The following is a 16563-nucleotide window of genomic DNA, read 5'->3' as shown; positions in this document are numbered from 1 at the left end:
TCCCCGAAGCGTCGTCAGTATTGTCCACTTTACCGAGTACGGCTACTCGAACCGCCACAGATCACGCTTGTGCTGCTCATCGAATTATTCGCGCGCCCAACGACGCTCAGCGGTGGGGCGTCCGAGTGGGAACTATCACCAACCGCAAAAGTTTCACCCCCGTATCCGGGAGGAAACGGGGGTGAAACATGAACGTGCAGCGGCCTATCCGAAGCGGCCCGAGATGTAATCCTCGGTAGCCTTCTGCGTCGGATTGGAGAAGATCTTCTCGGTGTCGTCGATTTCGACGAGTTGACCGGGTTTGCCGGTCGCCTCGAGGTTGAAGAACGCCGTCTGGTCACTGACACGCGCAGCCTGCTGCATGTTGTGCGTGACGATGACGATGGTGAAATCCTTCTTCAACTCCGTGATCAGATCCTCGATCGCCAGAGTAGAAATCGGGTCCAGAGCCGAGCAGGGCTCATCCATGAGCAGGACGTCCGGAGACACCGCGATAGCGCGCGCGATGCACAGACGCTGCTGCTGACCACCGGAGAGGCCACCGCCGGGCTTGTCGAGGCGGTCCTTCACTTCGTTCCACAGGTTCGCGCCGCGCAGGGAACGCTCGGCAACCTCGTCGAGCCGCTTCTTGTTGCGCTCACCCTGCAACTTCAAACCGGCGACGACGTTGTCCTTGATCGACATCGTCGGGAACGGGTTCGGTCGCTGGAACACCATGCCGATGGTCTTGCGGACACCGACCGGGTCGACGTTGGAACCGTAGATGTCCTCACCGTCGAGCAGTACCGAACCCTCGACGCGCGCACCGGGAATCACTTCGTGCATGCGGTTGAGCGAGCGAAGAACGGTGGACTTACCGCAACCGGACGGGCCGATGAATGCGGTGACGCTGCGGGGTGGGACCGAGAGGCCCACATCTGCGACGGCGTGAAACTTGCCGTAGTAGATGTTGACGTCCTTGAGATCCAGACGCTTGGCCATTACCGGCTCCCTACTGAGTGGTTACAAAATGTAAGTACGAACATGAACTGAGGCCGCGTCACTTGCTGCGAACCTGAGAGAAGTGACCGATCAGCTTCGCGATGATATTGAGAATCGCGATCATCAGAATCAAGGTCAGTGCGGCGCCCCAAATTCGGTTGGTGCCGGCATCGGTGGGGTTGTTCATCTCGGCGACCATGAGCGAAGGCAAGGTGCCCATTTCGCCGTTGAACAGATCGAAGTTGATGAACGGCGCGTAGCCGACGAGGATCAGCAGCGGCGCGGTCTCACCGAGTACACGGGCCAGCGCGAGCATAACGCCCGTAATGATGCCGGGAAGTGCTGTCGGCAGAACAATTTTCGAGATGGTCTTCCACTTCGGCACACCGAGGGCGTACGACGCCTCACGCAGATCCATGGGGACGATGCGGAGCATTTCCTCGGTGGAGCGGATAACTACCGGGACCATCAGGAGCACCAGAGCAAGGGACACTGCGAAAGCCGACTTGGGGAAGCCGAACGTCGCGATCCACAGTGCGTAGATGAACAGTGCGGCCACGATGGACGGGACACCGCTGAGGATGTCGACCATGAAGGTAGTGAGCTTGCCCAGCTTGGACTTTCGGTCTGCGTACTCCACCAGATAGATGGCGACGAAGATGCCGAGCGGGATGGAGAAGACCGCACACACGAGACCTTGCATCAAAGTCCCGATCAAGGCGTGATAGACACCGCCGCCGGACGCCGACGCCGTCAGTCCACTCATCGAATTGGTGAACCACGTTGCAGACGTCAACGCGGGCAAGCCCTTTGCGACGACGGTGGCCAGGACCCAGACGAGCGGAATCAGCGCGATGAGAACTGCGAGGCTGACCAGGACCGTGGCGGTGACGTCCTTGGCGCGGCGAGCCGCTCCGACGCCCTGGAATGTGGGCGCCTTGACGGGGCGATCCAGAGTGGAAGTCATTGGTCAGTCCTTCTTTCCGGCGATTACAGCGCGGGCAGCAGCGTTGACCACGAATGTCAGCACGAACAGCACCAGTCCGGCTGCGATGTACGCGCCGGCCTGGATGTCGTTGTTGAACTCCGCATATCCGAGGGCGATCTTGGAAGCGATGGTCGATCCGCCGTCGAACAACGACCAGCCGAACGACTGCGACGTGGTGCGCAGGATCAGGTACAGTGCCATCGTTTCACCGAGCGCGCGGCCGAGGCCGAGCATCGATCCGCTGATGTAGCCGGACTTACCGAACGGAATAACCGTGGTACGAACAACTTCCCAGCGCGTCGCACCGAGCGCGAGTGCGGCTTCGATCTGCGAGCGCGGGGTCTGGATGAATACCTCGCGGGTCACTGCTGTGATCACGGGAAGAATCATGACGGCCAACACGATGCCGGCAGTGAAGATGGTGCCGCCGCCGGTGATGGAACCACTGCCGTCGGCGAAGAGCGGGAACCATCCGAAAGTCTTGTTGAGCCACACTGCAACCGGGGTGATTGCCGGAGCGAACACCAGCAAGCCCCACAGTCCGTAGACGATGGACGGGACCGCAGCGAGCAGGTCGATCGTGTAGGACAGTGGACGCGTCAGCCATTTGGGCGAGTACGACGTCAAGAAGATTGCGATGCCCAGTGCGATCGGCATCGCCAGCACCAGAGCGAACAGCGATACGAGAACAGTGACCTGGAAGAGGTCGAGGACACCGAACGCCATGGCGTTGATGTCCTGCGTGACCCACTCGCGGCTCGTCAGGAAGTTGACCTGGTTGCGGCTCAGCGCGGGTACGGCCCGCCAGATCAGGAAGGCCCCGATCGCAGCGATCACGACGGTGATGAAGATCGCCGAACCCGACGCCAGAGAACTGAAGATCCGATCGCCCGGACGCGTCACGATCTTCGCGTTGCCGGAACCTGAACCTTCGCCTTTCGACGAAGGCTCGATCTCAGGGGCTTTGGTGGATGTAATCGTGTCCTCCGTGGTGCCGTTCGGACCGCCCACCCCGGCCCCGCTGGTTGCGGGGCCGGAGGAACGAGATGTCGATGTGATGGGCGCGTCATTCATGTGCGCTCACATTCCTTCACGTTTGAATGTAGATCCATGGGCCGGTCCGTACTAGTCCGAGTGTCGGTTCAGCTGATCGCGGAGATGGACGCGTTCAGCTTGTCCTTCACATTCGCAGGTAGCGGAACGTATCCCTGCTCTGCCAGATTGGCCTGGCCCTCATTGGCTGCGCTGGTCAGGAACGACTTGACGGCAGCCGAGGTATCGGCGTCGTAGCCCTTGGAGCAGACGATGGAGTACGTGGCCAGCACCAACGGGTAGGCGCCGGCTTCGTTGGTCTTGAAGATCGACCCGAGATCGAGCGTCAGGTCGCCGGTGGCGTCGGACTTGAACTTGGCACCGGCAATCGACTTTGCCGCCGTCTCGTTGGTCAGTGCGACTGCTGCGGTGCCCGTGTTGATCTCGGCCATCGACAGCTTGTTCTGATCGGCAAACGACTTCTCGACGTACGTGATCGAGCCCGGTGCGGACTTGACTGCCTGCGCAACTCCGGCTGAACCCTTGGCGCCCTCACCGACGCCACCGGTGAAGTCGGAACCGGCGCCCGACGTCCAGGCACCGCCTGACGCTGCCTCGAGGTACTTCTGGAAGTTATCGGTGGTGCCCGAGGAATCGGAGCGGATCACCGGGTTGATCTTCAGATCGGGCAACTTTGCGCCCGAGTTGAGTGCGGCGATGGCCGGATCGTTCCAGTTGGTGATGCCGCCGTTGAAGATCTTTGCGAGAACCTCCGCGTTGAGCACGAGGTTGTCGACGCCGTCGACGTTGAAAGCGACTGCGATCGGACCGAAGACGAGGGGAAGGTTCCAGGCTTCGCCGCCGACGCAACGCGCCTTGGCCTTGTCTGCCTGCTCGTCCTTGATTGCCGAGTCGGAACCGGCGAAGTCGATCTGGCCGGCAATGAACTGAGTACGGCCGTCGCCGGAACCGCTGGGGTTGTAGGCGACGTTGACCGACTTGCCCTTGTCGTTGCACACAGCGATGTAGGTGGAGACAAACTGATCCATCGCGTTCTTCTGCGCGGACGAGCCTGCTGCGGAGATCTTTTCCTTACCTTCGCATGTAGCGGTGGAGGTGGACGTGTCCACACCACCCGACGACGCGTTGTTGTCGCTGCCACATGCGGCCAAGGTCATGGCGCCTACGGCTACTACGCCGAGCAAGGCACCACTGCGCTTGAGATTCACCTAGATCCTCCGGAAATCGCTACCGCCGTGCCCACGATCAGGCGGCGACATGAGATGCAGGCACAGAACCCGGCATCAGGCAGCGCGGCGCTGCCCATAGAGAAAAGTAGGGGGGCGCGGTGTCCGGCTGGACCACACATGGTTAACGGAGGATGAACAGACCGGAGATTTCTGCGCGTCCGCCAATAAAATTAGATATTTCGGGCATATGCCACATCGATGTGGAACCTGCCGAAGCCCAATTTTTCGTATGTATTCAGGGCAGCCGCATTGTCACCTTCAACGTACAGAAGGACGGTTCCGAGACCGCGATCACACAGATAGTGCATGCCGGCGAGTGTCAGCACCCGACCGAGACCGCGTCCTTGCGCTGCCGGATCGATACCGACGACATACACCTCGCCGAGTTCGGGTTCGTCGCCTTCCGGCGGGTGAACCTTGGTCCAGTGAAAGCCCAAGAGCGTATCCGGATCGGTGTCTGCGAATGCCAGGAACAGCCCCGCCGGATCGAACCACTCTTCGGCCGTGCGCTCATCGATCTCCGCTTGCGTCCAGCCGCCCTGTTCAGGGTGCCAGGAGAATGCGGCGTTATTGACGCGAAGAATCTCCGAATCGTCTTCGCTGCCACCGTAGGTCCTGACGACAATGCCTTCCGGCACGACGATTTCGGGAAGCCGGGGCACGTCGAGTGGCCGTCGCAGCTGCAGCAGTTCGCGGGCCACGACAAGCCCCAGAGACTGCGCAAAAGCCTTTGCTGCGTCGACGTTTCCGTGCGCCCACACGGTGGTGCCGGGGCGCCCTTCGTCGAATACCGCAGCGGCAAGGGTGGTTCCGATCCCCTGCCGTCGACGCGCGGGATCGACTACCAACTCCGCCATGTCCGGATGCTCACCCGAACCGGCTTGCAGCTGTGCGTATCCGGTGACCGCACTGCCGTCGACAATGACAAAATGTCGAGCCTGGCCGCGACCGGCTATCGCGTGACGGCCCTGCTCGGACACCGGCGCCTTACCATCGAATTCCGTGGCGCGGTCGAGCAGCGCCGACACCTGCCGAGCCTGATCCGGTTGCAGTGCATCGCTCCAACTCATGTCACACCACCGTTCCGTCCGCCGATTCATAGTCGACATCCTCGTCGTCCTCGAACCGGACCGGCGCAGCGGTGCCGTTCTTGGCCCGCGTGGGTCGAACGGCCTTGTATCCGACATTTCGGACTGTACCGATCAAGGATTCGTATTCGGTGCCAAGTTTGGCGCGCAAACGTCGCACGTGGACATCCACCGTGCGGGTGCCACCAAAGAAGTCGTAACCCCACACCTCTTGCAACAACTGCGCCCGAGTAAACACCCGTCCCGCATGCTGCGCCAGGTACTTCAGCAGCTCGAATTCCTTGTAAGTCAAATCAAGGGGCCGTCCACGCAGTCGTGCCGTGTACGTCCCCTCGTCGATAACCAATTCGCCCAGCGTGATCTTTCCCGACGCTTCCGGACTGGCCACGCCGCCGCTGCGGGCAACCAACAATCGCAATCGGGCGTCCACCTCCGCAGGCCCGGTTCCGGGCAGGAGAATGTCGTCCAACCCCCAGTCCGCATTGACGGCAACAAGCCCGCCTTCGGTGAGAACAGCCACAACGGGTACCGCAGAACCTGTGCTTCCGAGCAATCGACACAAGCCGCGCGCAGCAGCCAGATCTATGCGTGCGTCCACCAGTGCGACATCGGCAGAACTCGCTTCGAGCAGTGAGGAAACCTCAGTGGGAGCGGGCCTAACCGAGTGCGCCAGCAGCGCCAACGCCGGGAGAACTGCCTCCGGGTTGGGGTCGGAGGTGAGGAGAAGCAACTCCACACTGTCTCCTATCTAGTAGCCCGTGCACCCCTGACAGGGCGACGCCCGAGTAATTCGACCCTTTTGGTCGGTCACTACATTAGCGCGCACAGTACCGGGGCCGTCGCACCGAACCTCGGGCCGAGTCGGTCACAATGGTGCCGTGCGCAAACTGATCATCGGCATCGTCTTCCTCCTCGGCCTCGGACTGGTCGCCGATTTCGGCGCTGCCGCGTACGCCGAATACCGCGTCTCGCGCGAACTCCGAGCAGGTGCGTCACTCGACGCCGACCCCGAAGTCACGTTCAACGGTTTCCCATTCATCACGCAGGCGCTGAACGGGAAATACAAGGACGTCTACATCCGAGCGACGGGCGTTCAGAGCAATATCATCGGAGAGGTCACCGTCGAAGCGGATCTGCGCGGAGTCTCCGTGCCCTTCACCGATCTGATCAACGGAAACGTCACCCAACTTCCCGTCGACAAACTCGACGGCAGAATGGGAATCAACGCAACTGATCTCGGAAAACTCCTCGGGATCCCTGACCTGCAGGTTTCTTCACCTCCGGCCGATAAATCCGATGGCACCGGCGGGAGCGGCGGTACGGGCGCCACCACAGCCGGGGCCGTCGTCCTGACCGGAACCGTCGCCGTTGGTCCCGTCGAAACCCCGGTCAGCGTTCAAGCGAACCTGGTCCTCGACGGAGGTCAGGTCAAGATCGTTGCCAGCAACCTCTACTTCGGCCCCGAAGGCGAAGCTGACTTCTCCATCCCCACAGCACTCGAACCCGTCATCCTGGGGATGTTCAGTTACACCATCGACCCCCAGTCACTCCCCTTCAATGTGAAGCCCAATCTCGTCTACGCAGAAGGCGGTCGAATCGTGATCGAAGGAAGTACCGAAAACGCTGTCATCGACCTCGCGGAACTCCAGAACCCATGACCGGGATCACAATTCTGCTCGTCGTCCTTGTTGCCGTCGTCGCCGTCGGACTGTTTCTCAAATCGCGAAGCGGCACGGTCCGAGCCACCGCAGCGACATCCCCGAACTCAACCCCGGACCGGACCGAACTCCTTGTCGCGGCCGGTGTGCAGTCCACCGGTGGGCCCGTCGTCCTGCATTTTTCCGCGGATTGGTGCGGACCCTGCGCCGCTGTGCGCCGCGTAGTCGACCAGGTAGTGACGTCGATGGCCGACATGCCGCGACCACCCACCGATATCGAACTCGACATCGACAAACACCCAGCGCTGGCCCGGGAAATGAGTGTCCTCTCTTTGCCCACCACCTTCATTCTCGACGGCAATCTCGTCGAGAAATTCCGGGTGCCCGGAGTGCCGTCCACGACGGACCTGAGAAATGCGCTGACACCCTTTTCGACGCCCGACGATCCAAATTCCTCGATTACGGGGTAAAGTCGCGAACGTGCAAACCCGCCACGAGCTGATGCTCACCCGACGCCGCGCAGTTGACCTGTGCCGCCTCGGTGGTTGTTGCTGTACCTGTTGTTGATCACCACACCTGTCGGCTCTCGCTGACATTCGAGCTTCTGCTCACGTGATCACTCCACCGAATCGGACTTTTTTCGGTCCACAATTCTCGGTCCAGGCAAGCACCATGCAATCCAGCGCAGGAGCACTTCCGATGTCAACAACCGCAACCCAGATCCAGCAAGTAGACGTTCGTGGCCCGCGGTTCGCTGCCTGGGTCACCACCGCCGTACTGGTTCTGACGCTCATCCTCTCGACGTTCTCCCTACCCGCAGCCGCCATCCTTCTTGCGCTGCAAGCAATCGTCTTCGCGATCGGCTCGGTAGCCGGCCCCAAGCGAAGTCCCTACGGACAGATTTTCGGCAAGCTCGTCGCACCGAGAATTTCGCCCGTCACCGAACGTGAACCTGTTGCGCCACTGCGTTTTGCACAGTTCGTCGGCTTCGTCTTCGCAGTGGCCGGAACCGTCGGATTCCTTGCCGGATCCACGATCGTCGGGACAGTCGCCACCGGCTTCGCGCTCTTTGCCGCGTTACTCAATGCTGCATTCGGCATCTGCCTCGGCTGCCAGATCTACCCTCTCGTTGCTCGGCTCCGAAACACTGGAAGAGCATCGACAGCCTGAGAACGCTTCTCCCCCAACCTCCACCAAAAACGACCAAAGCAAGAACACACCGGAAGGAACACCATGGCTCGCTCCGACGTCCTAGTCTCCGCTGACTGGGCGCAGCAGAACCTCAATGCCCCCAAGACCGTTTTTGTCGAGGTTGACGAGGACACCAGTGCATACGACGGCGGCCACATCGAAGGCGCAGTCCGACTCGACTGGCGCAAGGATCTCCAGGACAGCGTCCGCCGTGACTTCCTCAACCAGGAGCAGTTCTCGGACCTGCTCTCCGCCAAGGGAATCGCCAACGACGACACCGTCGTTCTCTACGGTGGCAACAACAACTGGTTCGCCGCCTACGCCTACTGGTACTTCAAGCTGTACGGCCACCAGGACATCAAGCTCATCGACGGCGGCCGTAAGAAGTGGGAACTCGACGGACGTGAGCTGTCGAAGGACGAAGTCACCCGTCCCGCAACGCAGTACAAGGCCGAAGCACCCGACTTCTCGATCCGCGCATTCCGCGACGAGGTCATCAGCTCCATCGGCTCCGTGAACCTCGTCGACGTCCGTAGCCCCGACGAGTTCTCAGGCAAGATCCTCGCCCCCGCACACCTTCCGCAGGAGCAGGCGCAGCAGCGCGGCCATGTCCCCACGGCCATCAACATCCCGTGGAGCACCACCGCCAACGAGGACGGCACCTTCAAGTCCGACACCGACCTTGCAAAGCTGTACGCCGACAAGGGCTTCGACGACACCAAGAACACCATCGCCTACTGCCGTATCGGCGAGCGTTCGAGCCACACCTGGTTCGTCCTGCAGGAGATCCTCGGCAAGAACAACGTCAAGAACTACGACGGCAGCTGGGTCGAATACGGCTCACTCGTCGGCGCACCGATCGAATTGGGAGCATAAGAATATGTGCGGAGCACCTACTCAGGGCCAGACCCTGCCTGCCGGCGTCGACGTCGAGAAGGAAACGGTCATCACCGGCCGCGTCCTCGCAGCTGACGGCCAGCCCATTGGCGGCGCATTCGTCCGCCTCCTCGACAGCACCGGCGAATTCACAGCCGAGGTCGTCGCTTCCGCTACCGGAGATTTCCGCTTCTTCTCCGCCCCCGGCGCCTGGACCGTGCGTGCACTCTCCAGCTCGGGCAACGGCACTGCAACAGTGAGCCCCGAAGGCTCGGGCATCCACAACGTGGACGTCACAGTCAGCAAGTAATTCACAAGCTCGAAAAGAGGCCCCGTACCAGTTCGGTACGGGGCCTTTCCCATCCCTCGGCGTCCCGATTTTTCCGGTAGGTCGACGCGGTCTAAGATGACGTTGTGGTCATCTTCTTCGAGGTACTTCTCGCACTCGCATCCGTCATGATCGCTTGGTTCTCCGTGTACGTCGTGTACCGCTTGGTCACTGACGAGTCGTGAGCCAAGCTCCGGGTTCAGGGTCTGACGCGACCGCTGACGATTCCAGCACTGCAGGCGCCATCAAACGCGGCAGTGGGGATGAAGCAGTCGCGATAGCTGTCGAACGCTCCAAGACGACAGCTTCTCTCAACATTCCTACCCTTCCGGACCTTCCGTTGCCTGAGGACACCGCAAATCTGCGGCTCGGCCCGGATATCAACCCCGCCCTGCTCGCCCTTCTGCCGCTGGTCGGCGTCTGGCGCGGCGAAGGCGAAGGTCACGACCCCGAAACCGGCGACTACGTCTTCGGACAGCAAATCGTCATCTCCCACGACGGTGGCCCCTACCTGTGCTGGGAGTCCCGCTCCTGGGTTCTCGACGCCGAGGGCAAATACACCAAGCCTGACACCCGCGAAAGCGGTTACTGGCGCATGGGCGGCGACGGCATTCCGGGCAGTGTCAACGAGGAAGTAGTCGAACTACTCCTCACCCACAGCTCCGGCGTCGTGGAAATGTACTACGGCACCGCGCTCACACAGTCGTCGTGGGAACTTGCCACCGACGTCGTGATCCGCAGCCAGTCCGGCGCACACTACGGCGGCGCGAAGCGTCTGTACGGCATCGTCGAAGGCGGCGACCTCGCTTACGTCGAGGAACGAATCCTTGCTGACGGAGCTCTCGAGCCCCGCCTCTCGGCGCGTCTGACGCGCTACATCGGCTAGTTAACGAAGCGACCCCCGAGCCTTACCTGCGATTTCGCGCAGGTCCTGATCGGACTGATCGGGGGCTCAGGGGTCGGGTGGCTGCCTGGGATTCGCTAGCCGCTCGCGCGGTAGGTGAATTCCTTCAGCGATTGCGGCTAGCTGACAGTCACCTCACGCGTCCGTCTGTCATTCAATTTCAGACCACCTCCTTCCTTGTGTACTGGAGAAAGTACGCCCAGTTCAGCGAGACGGCAACGTATTTTCCGCAGAAACCTTTCCGACGCGTATCACCTGGTCAGCGCTGGTGTCAGCGGGAAGTTGATGCGTGACGACGACGACTGTCCGCGAAGGTTCGAGCAGATTTCCCTGGTGATCGAGTAGGTCGCGGATCAATTGGGCACCCGCTTCGGCATCCATGTGTTCGGTCGGTTCGTCGAGAAGCAGAATCTCGGCAGGCGAGATGAGCGCCCGCGCCAACAGCAACCGCCGGCGCTCGCCGCCCGATACTGCTCGCATGCCGCCGACCAGGACTGTGTCGAGTCCGTCGGGCAGGTCCTCCAGCCAATCGCCGAGACCGACGCGCCGGAGAACCGCTTCGGCAGCCGAGGGTGTGAGATCACCACGCGCCACCCGCAGGTTTTCGAGCACGGAAGTCTCGAAGAGATGGGCGTCCTCTGCGAAGAAACCGATGTGGCGGCGTAGTTCGGCGGGTTCGATCTCCGAGATCGCTTCGTCGCCAACGGCTACGGTCCCGGAGATTGGCGCAAGGAGTCCGGCCAGAGTCATCAGTGCTGTGGTTTTTCCGGAGCCACTTTCACCGATCAGTGCGATTCGAGCGCCCGGTCGCAAGTCGAAGGTGAGCGGTTCAGTGACGTTTCCACCGGGCCATCCAGCGCGGAGTCCAGCTGCATGGAGAGTCGCAGCGTCCGGCCACGTGTGATCGCCTTCGACAACTTCGTCATCGGCGCGGTCGAGCACGGCCATGATTCGTGCCGAGGCCAACCTAGCCTTGGTCAATGCCACTGCGGCGCTGGGCAAAACCGCAGTACCTTCGAATGCCGACAGCGGGAGCAGCACCAATATTCCGAGCGCCATCGGTGACATGTCGGTCTCGCCGTACAACAGGATGCCGATCAGAAGCGATGCCAGTACGCTGACGCCTATCGCGAGAGGTGTTGCGGCAGAGGCAAAAGCGCTCGGCGCCGCGGCCCGATCGGTGGCGTCGACAACATCACGTTCGGCGGCGACGGCGTCGCTCACCGCACTGTCCAACCGTCCGGCCACTCGGAGCTCACTGGCATGATCCAGCGCCGTAACAGCAGACTTGCTGAATCTCACTGCAGCAGCTGAACTATCGGATTCGGCCATCTGTGCAGCCCGGGCCGACAGCCACGGCGCCGCAATTCCGGAGACCGCCAGAGAGACTGCCAGAATCAGTGCCGCGGGAACGGAGATGAACAACAGGATACCGACGGCCGCAAACGCAAGAATTGCCGATACTGCAATGGGAACAAGCGCTTTCACCACCACATCGCCGACCGCGTCGACGTCGGCGCCGGTGCGTGCCAGTAAATCGCCTCGACGCAACCCGGCGGCTGCGGCCGGATCACCGGACGCCAGTCGCGAATACATTTGTGCGCGCGCTGCCGTGGTACCCCGCAACGCAACGTCATGCGTCGTCAAGCGTTCGAGATAGCGGAACACTCCTCGCGAAATACCGAGGGCGCGTACGGCAACCACAGCCACACTGAGGTCCAACACTGGTGGCATTTCCCAAGCCCGGGTGATCAACCACGCCGACAAGGCGGCCAGCGCCAACGCACTTCCGAGGGTTGCCACGCCCGCCCCGATGGCCAGCAAAACGCGTCGCGGTTGTAATTCGAGGAGACCAAGTGCACGGAGCAGTGGGTCTGGGCGGTCAGTTCTCATGTGCACGAACCTCGATGATCTGATCTGCGGCAGCAAGCACGCTCGGTCGGTGTCCGATCACGATGACGGTGTCGCCACGTTCGGCTCGCGCTCGCAGGGACGCCAACACCATCTTTTCCGAATCCTCGTCCAAGTGAGCGGTGGGTTCGTCCACGACAAGCACGGGCCTGTCCGATGCGAGGACTCTGGTCAGTGCGAGTCGCTGACGCTGCCCCAGGGACAACCCCGAACCACCGGCACCCACCACGCTGTCCAGACCTGCGGAGAGTTCCGCGACAACTACGTCGAATCCGGTTGCAACAGATGCCTTCTTCAACGCTTCGGAATCGATCGGCCCCGAGAGAAACAGGTTCTCCCGGATCGTTCCCGGAAGCAGAACCGGATGCTGTGGGAGCCACGCTACCTGCGCCCACCACTGCGAATCGTCGAGGCTACGGACATCCGATCCATCCACGGTCACCGATCCGCTGTCCGGTTCGATCAACCCCAGAAGTGCCTGCACTGCCGTTGTCTTGCCAGAGCCGTTCGGACCGGTAAGCACGGTGATTGTGCCGGGTCTTGCCGTCCCCGAAAGCTGGTACGGCGCAACACCACCACGGGAATTTACGCTCAACGCGCCAAAAGCGATGACAGCGCCGCGTGCAACAACCATGTCACTGCCACCCGCCGGCGCAGCCGATTCCGCCTCGATGATCTCGAAAGCCTTGTCCGCAGCAGCCATTCCGTCTTCTGCTGCATGGAACTGTGTCCCCACCATCCGGAGCGGCAGGTAAACCTCGGGAGCAAGTATCAACGCGACGATGCCCGGTTCGAGGGACATGTCTCCGTACACGAGCCGAAGGCCGATACTAACTGCGACCAATGCAACGCACAGTGTGGCAAGGAGTTCCAGCACCATCGATGACAGGAATGCGACACGAAGTGCAGACATCGTGGTCCGATGATGCGACTCCCCGAGTTCCCGGACTCGCTCGGCCGGACCCTCTTGACGGCCGAGCGCCCGCAACGTGGGCAACCCAGCCAGAAGATCGAGCAATTGTGAAGACAGAGTGGTCATCGCCGCGAGAGTTTTCTCGGACTTTCCCTTTGTCAGAAGCCCGATCAGGATCATGAAGATCGGAATCAGGGGCAGCGTCACGAAGATAATGACGGCCGAGGTCATGTCTTGCACGGCAATGACTATCAGCGTGATCGGTGTCAATGTCACCGACAGGATCAGCGCGGGCAGATAGCCCGTCAGATAGGGAGCGAGACCGTCGACGCCACGGGTGACAACTGTGGCAATCTCGTCGCGGCGCGGGTCGAGATCGCGAGGACTCATCGCCGTCGCCGACGCGAGTACTCCGTTCTTGATCTCCGCAACCACTCGGGTGGATGCGCGGTGGGCGAACCGCGCTTGCAGCCACGTGCCCAGTACCCGAATCGCAACAGCGCCGGCGAGCACAACCAGTTCGGTTGTCCACGAAGAAATATCGACGGTTCGGGTGGTGATGACTCCGGCCAGCACCCGGCCGATCATGAGCGCCGTGACGATAACCATCACGACGTTCACCATCGACAGGACGACTGTCAGAATCAGATATCCACGGGCAGAAGCGGAATGCTGCCAGAGCCGTGGATCGATCGGTCCCCGGCGACGCTCCCGAGTGGTGGGAGCGTCGCCTACCTCGATTGTCATTGGAATTCGACCGTCAATTCTTTCGAGGTTTCAATGTCACAATTACCACGACTTGGCTTTGAACTTCAGCCCGATCGACGGCGGAATCTGCTTGGACGAGATTCGCGCTCGGAACACCCAGTACGTCCAGCCCTGGTACAGGATCACGACAGGTGTCATGAACGCTGCAGCCCAGGTCATCACCTTGAGTGTGTACGAACTCGACGACGCATTCTCAATGGTGAGGCTGTAGGCCGGATCAAGTGTGGACGGCATGACGTTCGGGAACAGTGAGGCAAAAAGCAACACGACGGTGGCGATGACGGCCACTGTGGTGAGAACAAATGCCCACCCTTCCCTCTCGGCGCGGGTCAGGAAGACCACGCCGATCAGCGCGGCAGCTGCGAGGCCAACCAGAATCCAGGTCCAGCCCTTGCCGTAGGCGAGCTGTGTCCAGAGGACGAATCCACCGGCTACGGGAATTGCCGGAATGGCAAGCCGCGCGGCAATCTTCACGGCATCTTCGCGGACCTCGTCAGCAGACTTGAGAGCCAGGAAGACAGCGCCGTGCAGTGCGAACACCAGAGCAGTGGTCAAGCCGCCCAGCAGTGCGTACGGATTGAGCAGATCGAAGAACCCCGACACAACTTCCTTGTCGGCGTTGATCTCCACGCCCCGAACGATATTGGCGAAGGCCACACCCCACAGGACTGCGGGAACCCAGGAGCCGATGATGATGCCCCAGTCGCAGCGTCGGCGCCATGTGTCGTCGTCGATCTTGCTTCGCCATTCGATAGCGCAGATACGAACGATCAAGGCCACCAGGATGATCAGCAGTGGTAGATAGAACCCGGAGAACAAAGTTGCGTACCACTCGGGGAAGGCTGCGAACATCGCACCGCCCGCCGTGATCAGCCACACTTCGTTGCCGTCCCAGACGGGGCCGATGGTGTTGAGCGCTACGCGTCGACGTGTATCTGCCGGTACTCCACTGCCTTTGCCGACAATCGGCATGAGCATTCCGACACCGAAGTCGAATCCTTCGAGAACGAAGTAGCCGACGAACAGCACTGCGACGAGCACGAACCATACTTCTTGAAGTCCCATGATCGCCTCCTAGTACGCGAACGACAGTTGTTTGGGGTTGTCCGGATCTTCCGACTCGTCATGATCGGCATCTCCCGGCGGATGCATGTCGTGCTCCAGCGGGCCTTCCTTGGCGTATCGCACGATCAGCTTGAACCAGACGACCCCCAACGCGCCGTACAGAAGCGTGAAGGTGATCAGCGAGGCCCAGACAGTTGCCGACGCATGGTTCGAAACACCTTGATCGACAGTCAGTCTGATCATGTCCACACCGGTCGGGTTGGGATGCACCACCCAGGGTTGGCGGCCCATTTCGGTGAAAATCCAGCCGGCACTGTTCGCGAGGAACGGTGTGGGTATCGCGACGATGCTGAGGATGCCGAACCATTTCTGATCCGGGACACGACCTCGGCGAGTCACCCACAGTCCGGCAAGTGCCAAAGCTGCCGAACCTGCGGCGAGGCCGATCATCGCACGGAAAGACCAGTACGTGACAAAGAGATTCGGTCGGTAGTTGCCAGGGCCGAAGTCCTGCTCGGCCTGTTCCTGCAACTGGTTGACGCCTTGGAGTTCGACACCACTGAACTTGCCTTCAGCCAAATACGACAACACGCCAGGCACCTTGAGGACGTGGGTTACGCCGTCACAGTTGTTGTGAGTACCGATCGTGAGAATCGAGAATGACGGATCCATCTCGGTGTCGCACAACGACTCTGCCGACGCCATCTTCATCGGTTGCTGCTGGAACATCAGCTTGGCCTGCACGTCACCGGTATAAATGACTCCGATACCGGCGAAGATCATGACGATCAAGGCGAACCGAGTGCCCGGACGGTACATCGTCCGTGCGTCGGACTCGAGTTTCGTGGCCTCTGCGGGCCCTGCCGTCTTGGCGCGGCGCATGTTTCGCACCATCCACCAACCACAGATTCCCGCTACGAAGGTGCCTGCTGTCAGAAAGGCGCCGGCTACAGCGTGTGGGAATGCCGCGAGCGCAGTGTTGTTGGTCAACAACGCCCAGATGCTTGTCAGCTCGGCGCGACCCGTCTCCGGGTTGTATTCAGCTCCGACGGGGTGCTGCATGAACGAGTTGGCCGCGATAATGAAGAAGGCCGACGCGTTGACACCGATCGCAACGAGCCAAATCGTTGCCAGGTGAACCAATTTGGGTAGCTTCCCCCAACCGAAAATCCACAGCCCGATGAAGACGGATTCGAGGAAGAAGGCGACGAGTCCTTCAAGAGCAAGGGGCGCACCGAATACATCGCCGACGAATCGGGAGTACTCACTCCAGTTCATTCCGAACTGGAACTCCTGCACGATGCCGGTAGCAACACCGAGTGCAAAGTTGATGAGGAAAAGTTTGCCGAAGAACTTGGTGAGTCGGTACCAATGGTCTTTCTTGGTGACGACCCACATGGTCTGCATGAACGCGATCATCGGAGCAAGTCCGATGGTCAGCGGAACAAGGATGAAGTGGTAGACGGTAGTGATACCGAACTGCCACCGGGAGACGTCCAAAGTATCCATTGGCTACTCCGAGAGTAGGGCCCTGGGACAGGCTTCGGGGATCGAGACGCGGGCATTCGCTCGGCCCCTGCGGACACGGTACTGCTGTCCGGATTGGACCG

The 16563-nt window shown here is 61.0% G+C and carries 17 protein-coding genes; 7 read left to right on the top strand and 10 right to left on the bottom strand.

The window, feature by feature from the left end:
• Positions 1-204 precede the first annotated feature (204 nt).
• The 6 genes from pstB to MTX36_RS06165 form a co-directional block, all read right to left on the bottom strand.
• Positions 205-981: a phosphate ABC transporter ATP-binding protein PstB gene (gene pstB / locus MTX36_RS06190; RefSeq protein ID WP_033233969.1), complete on the bottom strand. Its 777-nt coding sequence runs from the start codon at positions 979-981 to the stop codon at positions 205-207.
• A gap of 58 nt (positions 982-1039) precedes the next feature.
• Entirely contained in the window at positions 1040-1948 is a 909-nt protein-coding gene (pstA, locus tag MTX36_RS06185) for a phosphate ABC transporter permease PstA (RefSeq protein WP_243618829.1), read from the bottom strand.
• 3 nt (positions 1949-1951) lie between these two features.
• Positions 1952-3043: a phosphate ABC transporter permease subunit PstC gene (pstC, locus tag MTX36_RS06180; protein WP_094271257.1), complete on the bottom strand. Its 1092-nt coding sequence runs from the start codon at positions 3041-3043 to the stop codon at positions 1952-1954.
• Positions 3044-3111: 68 nt separating this feature from the next.
• Positions 3112-4230, bottom strand: a complete 1119-nt coding sequence (pstS, locus tag MTX36_RS06175) for a phosphate ABC transporter substrate-binding protein PstS (RefSeq protein ID WP_243618828.1) — start codon at positions 4228-4230, stop codon at positions 3112-3114.
• A gap of 191 nt (positions 4231-4421) precedes the next feature.
• Entirely contained in the window at positions 4422-5321 is a 900-nt protein-coding gene (gene mshD, locus MTX36_RS06170) for a mycothiol synthase (RefSeq protein ID WP_243618827.1), read from the bottom strand.
• A gap of 1 nt (position 5322) precedes the next feature.
• On the bottom strand, positions 5323-6075 hold the full coding sequence (locus MTX36_RS06165) for a response regulator transcription factor (RefSeq protein WP_243618826.1): 753 nt from the start codon (positions 6073-6075) through the stop codon (positions 5323-5325).
• 142 nt (positions 6076-6217) lie between these two features.
• Here MTX36_RS06165 and MTX36_RS06160 point away from each other — a divergent pair, with 142 nt between their 5' ends.
• The 7 genes from MTX36_RS06160 to MTX36_RS06135 all read left to right on the top strand — a co-directional run bounded on the left by MTX36_RS06160 (position 6218) and on the right by MTX36_RS06135 (position 10278).
• On the top strand, positions 6218-6997 hold the full coding sequence (locus MTX36_RS06160) for an LmeA family phospholipid-binding protein (protein WP_243618825.1): 780 nt from the start codon (positions 6218-6220) through the stop codon (positions 6995-6997).
• Positions 6994-7467, top strand: a complete 474-nt coding sequence (locus tag MTX36_RS06155) for a co-chaperone YbbN (RefSeq protein ID WP_243618824.1) — start codon at positions 6994-6996, stop codon at positions 7465-7467. Before MTX36_RS06160 ends, MTX36_RS06155 begins: the two co-directional genes overlap by 4 nt.
• 10 nt (positions 7468-7477) lie before the next feature.
• Positions 7478-7564, top strand: coding sequence for a putative leader peptide (locus MTX36_RS30515; RefSeq protein WP_350318872.1), 87 nt, complete (start codon positions 7478-7480; stop codon positions 7562-7564).
• A gap of 132 nt (positions 7565-7696) precedes the next feature.
• Positions 7697-8167: a DUF4395 domain-containing protein gene (locus tag MTX36_RS06150; RefSeq protein WP_243618823.1), complete on the top strand. Its 471-nt coding sequence runs from the start codon at positions 7697-7699 to the stop codon at positions 8165-8167.
• 63 nt (positions 8168-8230) lie between these two features.
• Positions 8231-9064: a sulfurtransferase gene (locus MTX36_RS06145; RefSeq protein WP_094271251.1), complete on the top strand. Its 834-nt coding sequence runs from the start codon at positions 8231-8233 to the stop codon at positions 9062-9064.
• A 4-nt stretch (positions 9065-9068) separates the two neighbouring features.
• The gene (locus tag MTX36_RS06140) at positions 9069-9374 is read left to right on the top strand and encodes a DUF1416 domain-containing protein (protein ID WP_094271250.1); all 306 of its coding nucleotides are present in this window, start codon (positions 9069-9071) and stop codon (positions 9372-9374) included.
• A gap of 262 nt (positions 9375-9636) precedes the next feature.
• Positions 9637-10278 (top strand): FABP family protein, encoded by a 642-nt coding sequence (locus tag MTX36_RS06135; protein WP_243618977.1) that lies wholly within the window; start codon positions 9637-9639, stop codon positions 10276-10278.
• Between the two features lie 222 nt (positions 10279-10500).
• Here MTX36_RS06135 and cydC read toward each other — a convergent pair whose 3' ends face one another.
• The 4 genes from cydC to MTX36_RS06115 are packed head-to-tail and all read right to left on the bottom strand — an operon-like array spanning position 10501 to position 16462.
• On the bottom strand, positions 10501-12189 hold the full coding sequence (gene cydC, locus MTX36_RS06130) for a thiol reductant ABC exporter subunit CydC (protein ID WP_243618822.1): 1689 nt from the start codon (positions 12187-12189) through the stop codon (positions 10501-10503).
• The gene (gene cydD / locus MTX36_RS06125) at positions 12179-13867 is read right to left on the bottom strand and encodes a thiol reductant ABC exporter subunit CydD (RefSeq protein ID WP_243618821.1); all 1689 of its coding nucleotides are present in this window, start codon (positions 13865-13867) and stop codon (positions 12179-12181) included. The genes cydC and cydD overlap by 11 nt, the downstream gene beginning before the upstream one ends.
• A 42-nt stretch (positions 13868-13909) precedes the next feature.
• The gene (cydB, locus tag MTX36_RS06120; RefSeq protein WP_243618820.1) at positions 13910-14953 is read right to left on the bottom strand and encodes a cytochrome d ubiquinol oxidase subunit II; all 1044 of its coding nucleotides are present in this window, start codon (positions 14951-14953) and stop codon (positions 13910-13912) included.
• Between the two features lie 9 nt (positions 14954-14962).
• The gene (locus MTX36_RS06115; RefSeq protein ID WP_243618819.1) at positions 14963-16462 is read right to left on the bottom strand and encodes a cytochrome ubiquinol oxidase subunit I; all 1500 of its coding nucleotides are present in this window, start codon (positions 16460-16462) and stop codon (positions 14963-14965) included.
• Positions 16463-16563 lie beyond the last annotated feature (101 nt).

This window comes from Rhodococcus sp. ARC_M6, assembly GCF_022810305.1.
Taxonomy (GTDB): Bacteria; Actinomycetota; Actinomycetes; order Mycobacteriales; family Mycobacteriaceae; genus Rhodococcus_F.
The sequence above is the reverse complement of the archived record's forward strand: the minus strand, read 5'-3'. Positions and strand labels throughout refer to the sequence as shown.

Coding starts and splice junctions, on each gene's coding strand:
- pstB (WP_033233969.1), bottom strand. CDS start 981: ATGGCCAAGCGTCTGGATCTCAAGGACGTCAACATCTACTACGGCAAG.
- pstA (WP_243618829.1), bottom strand. CDS start 1,948: ATGACTTCCACTCTGGATCGCCCCGTCAAGGCGCCCACATTCCAGGGC.
- pstC (WP_094271257.1), bottom strand. CDS start 3,043: ATGAATGACGCGCCCATCACATCGACATCTCGTTCCTCCGGCCCCGCA.
- mshD (WP_243618827.1), bottom strand. CDS start 5,321: ATGAGTTGGAGCGATGCACTGCAACCGGATCAGGCTCGGCAGGTGTCG.
- MTX36_RS06155 (WP_243618824.1), top strand. CDS start 6,994: ATGACCGGGATCACAATTCTGCTCGTCGTCCTTGTTGCCGTCGTCGCC.
- MTX36_RS06150 (WP_243618823.1), top strand. CDS start 7,697: ATGTCAACAACCGCAACCCAGATCCAGCAAGTAGACGTTCGTGGCCCG.
- MTX36_RS06145 (WP_094271251.1), top strand. CDS start 8,231: ATGGCTCGCTCCGACGTCCTAGTCTCCGCTGACTGGGCGCAGCAGAAC.
- MTX36_RS06140 (WP_094271250.1), top strand. CDS start 9,069: ATGTGCGGAGCACCTACTCAGGGCCAGACCCTGCCTGCCGGCGTCGAC.
- cydC (WP_243618822.1), bottom strand. CDS start 12,189: ATGAGAACTGACCGCCCAGACCCACTGCTCCGTGCACTTGGTCTCCTC.
- cydD (WP_243618821.1), bottom strand. CDS start 13,867: ATGACAATCGAGGTAGGCGACGCTCCCACCACTCGGGAGCGTCGCCGG.
- cydB (WP_243618820.1), bottom strand. CDS start 14,953: ATGGGACTTCAAGAAGTATGGTTCGTGCTCGTCGCAGTGCTGTTCGTC.
- MTX36_RS06115 (WP_243618819.1), bottom strand. CDS start 16,462: ATGGATACTTTGGACGTCTCCCGGTGGCAGTTCGGTATCACTACCGTC.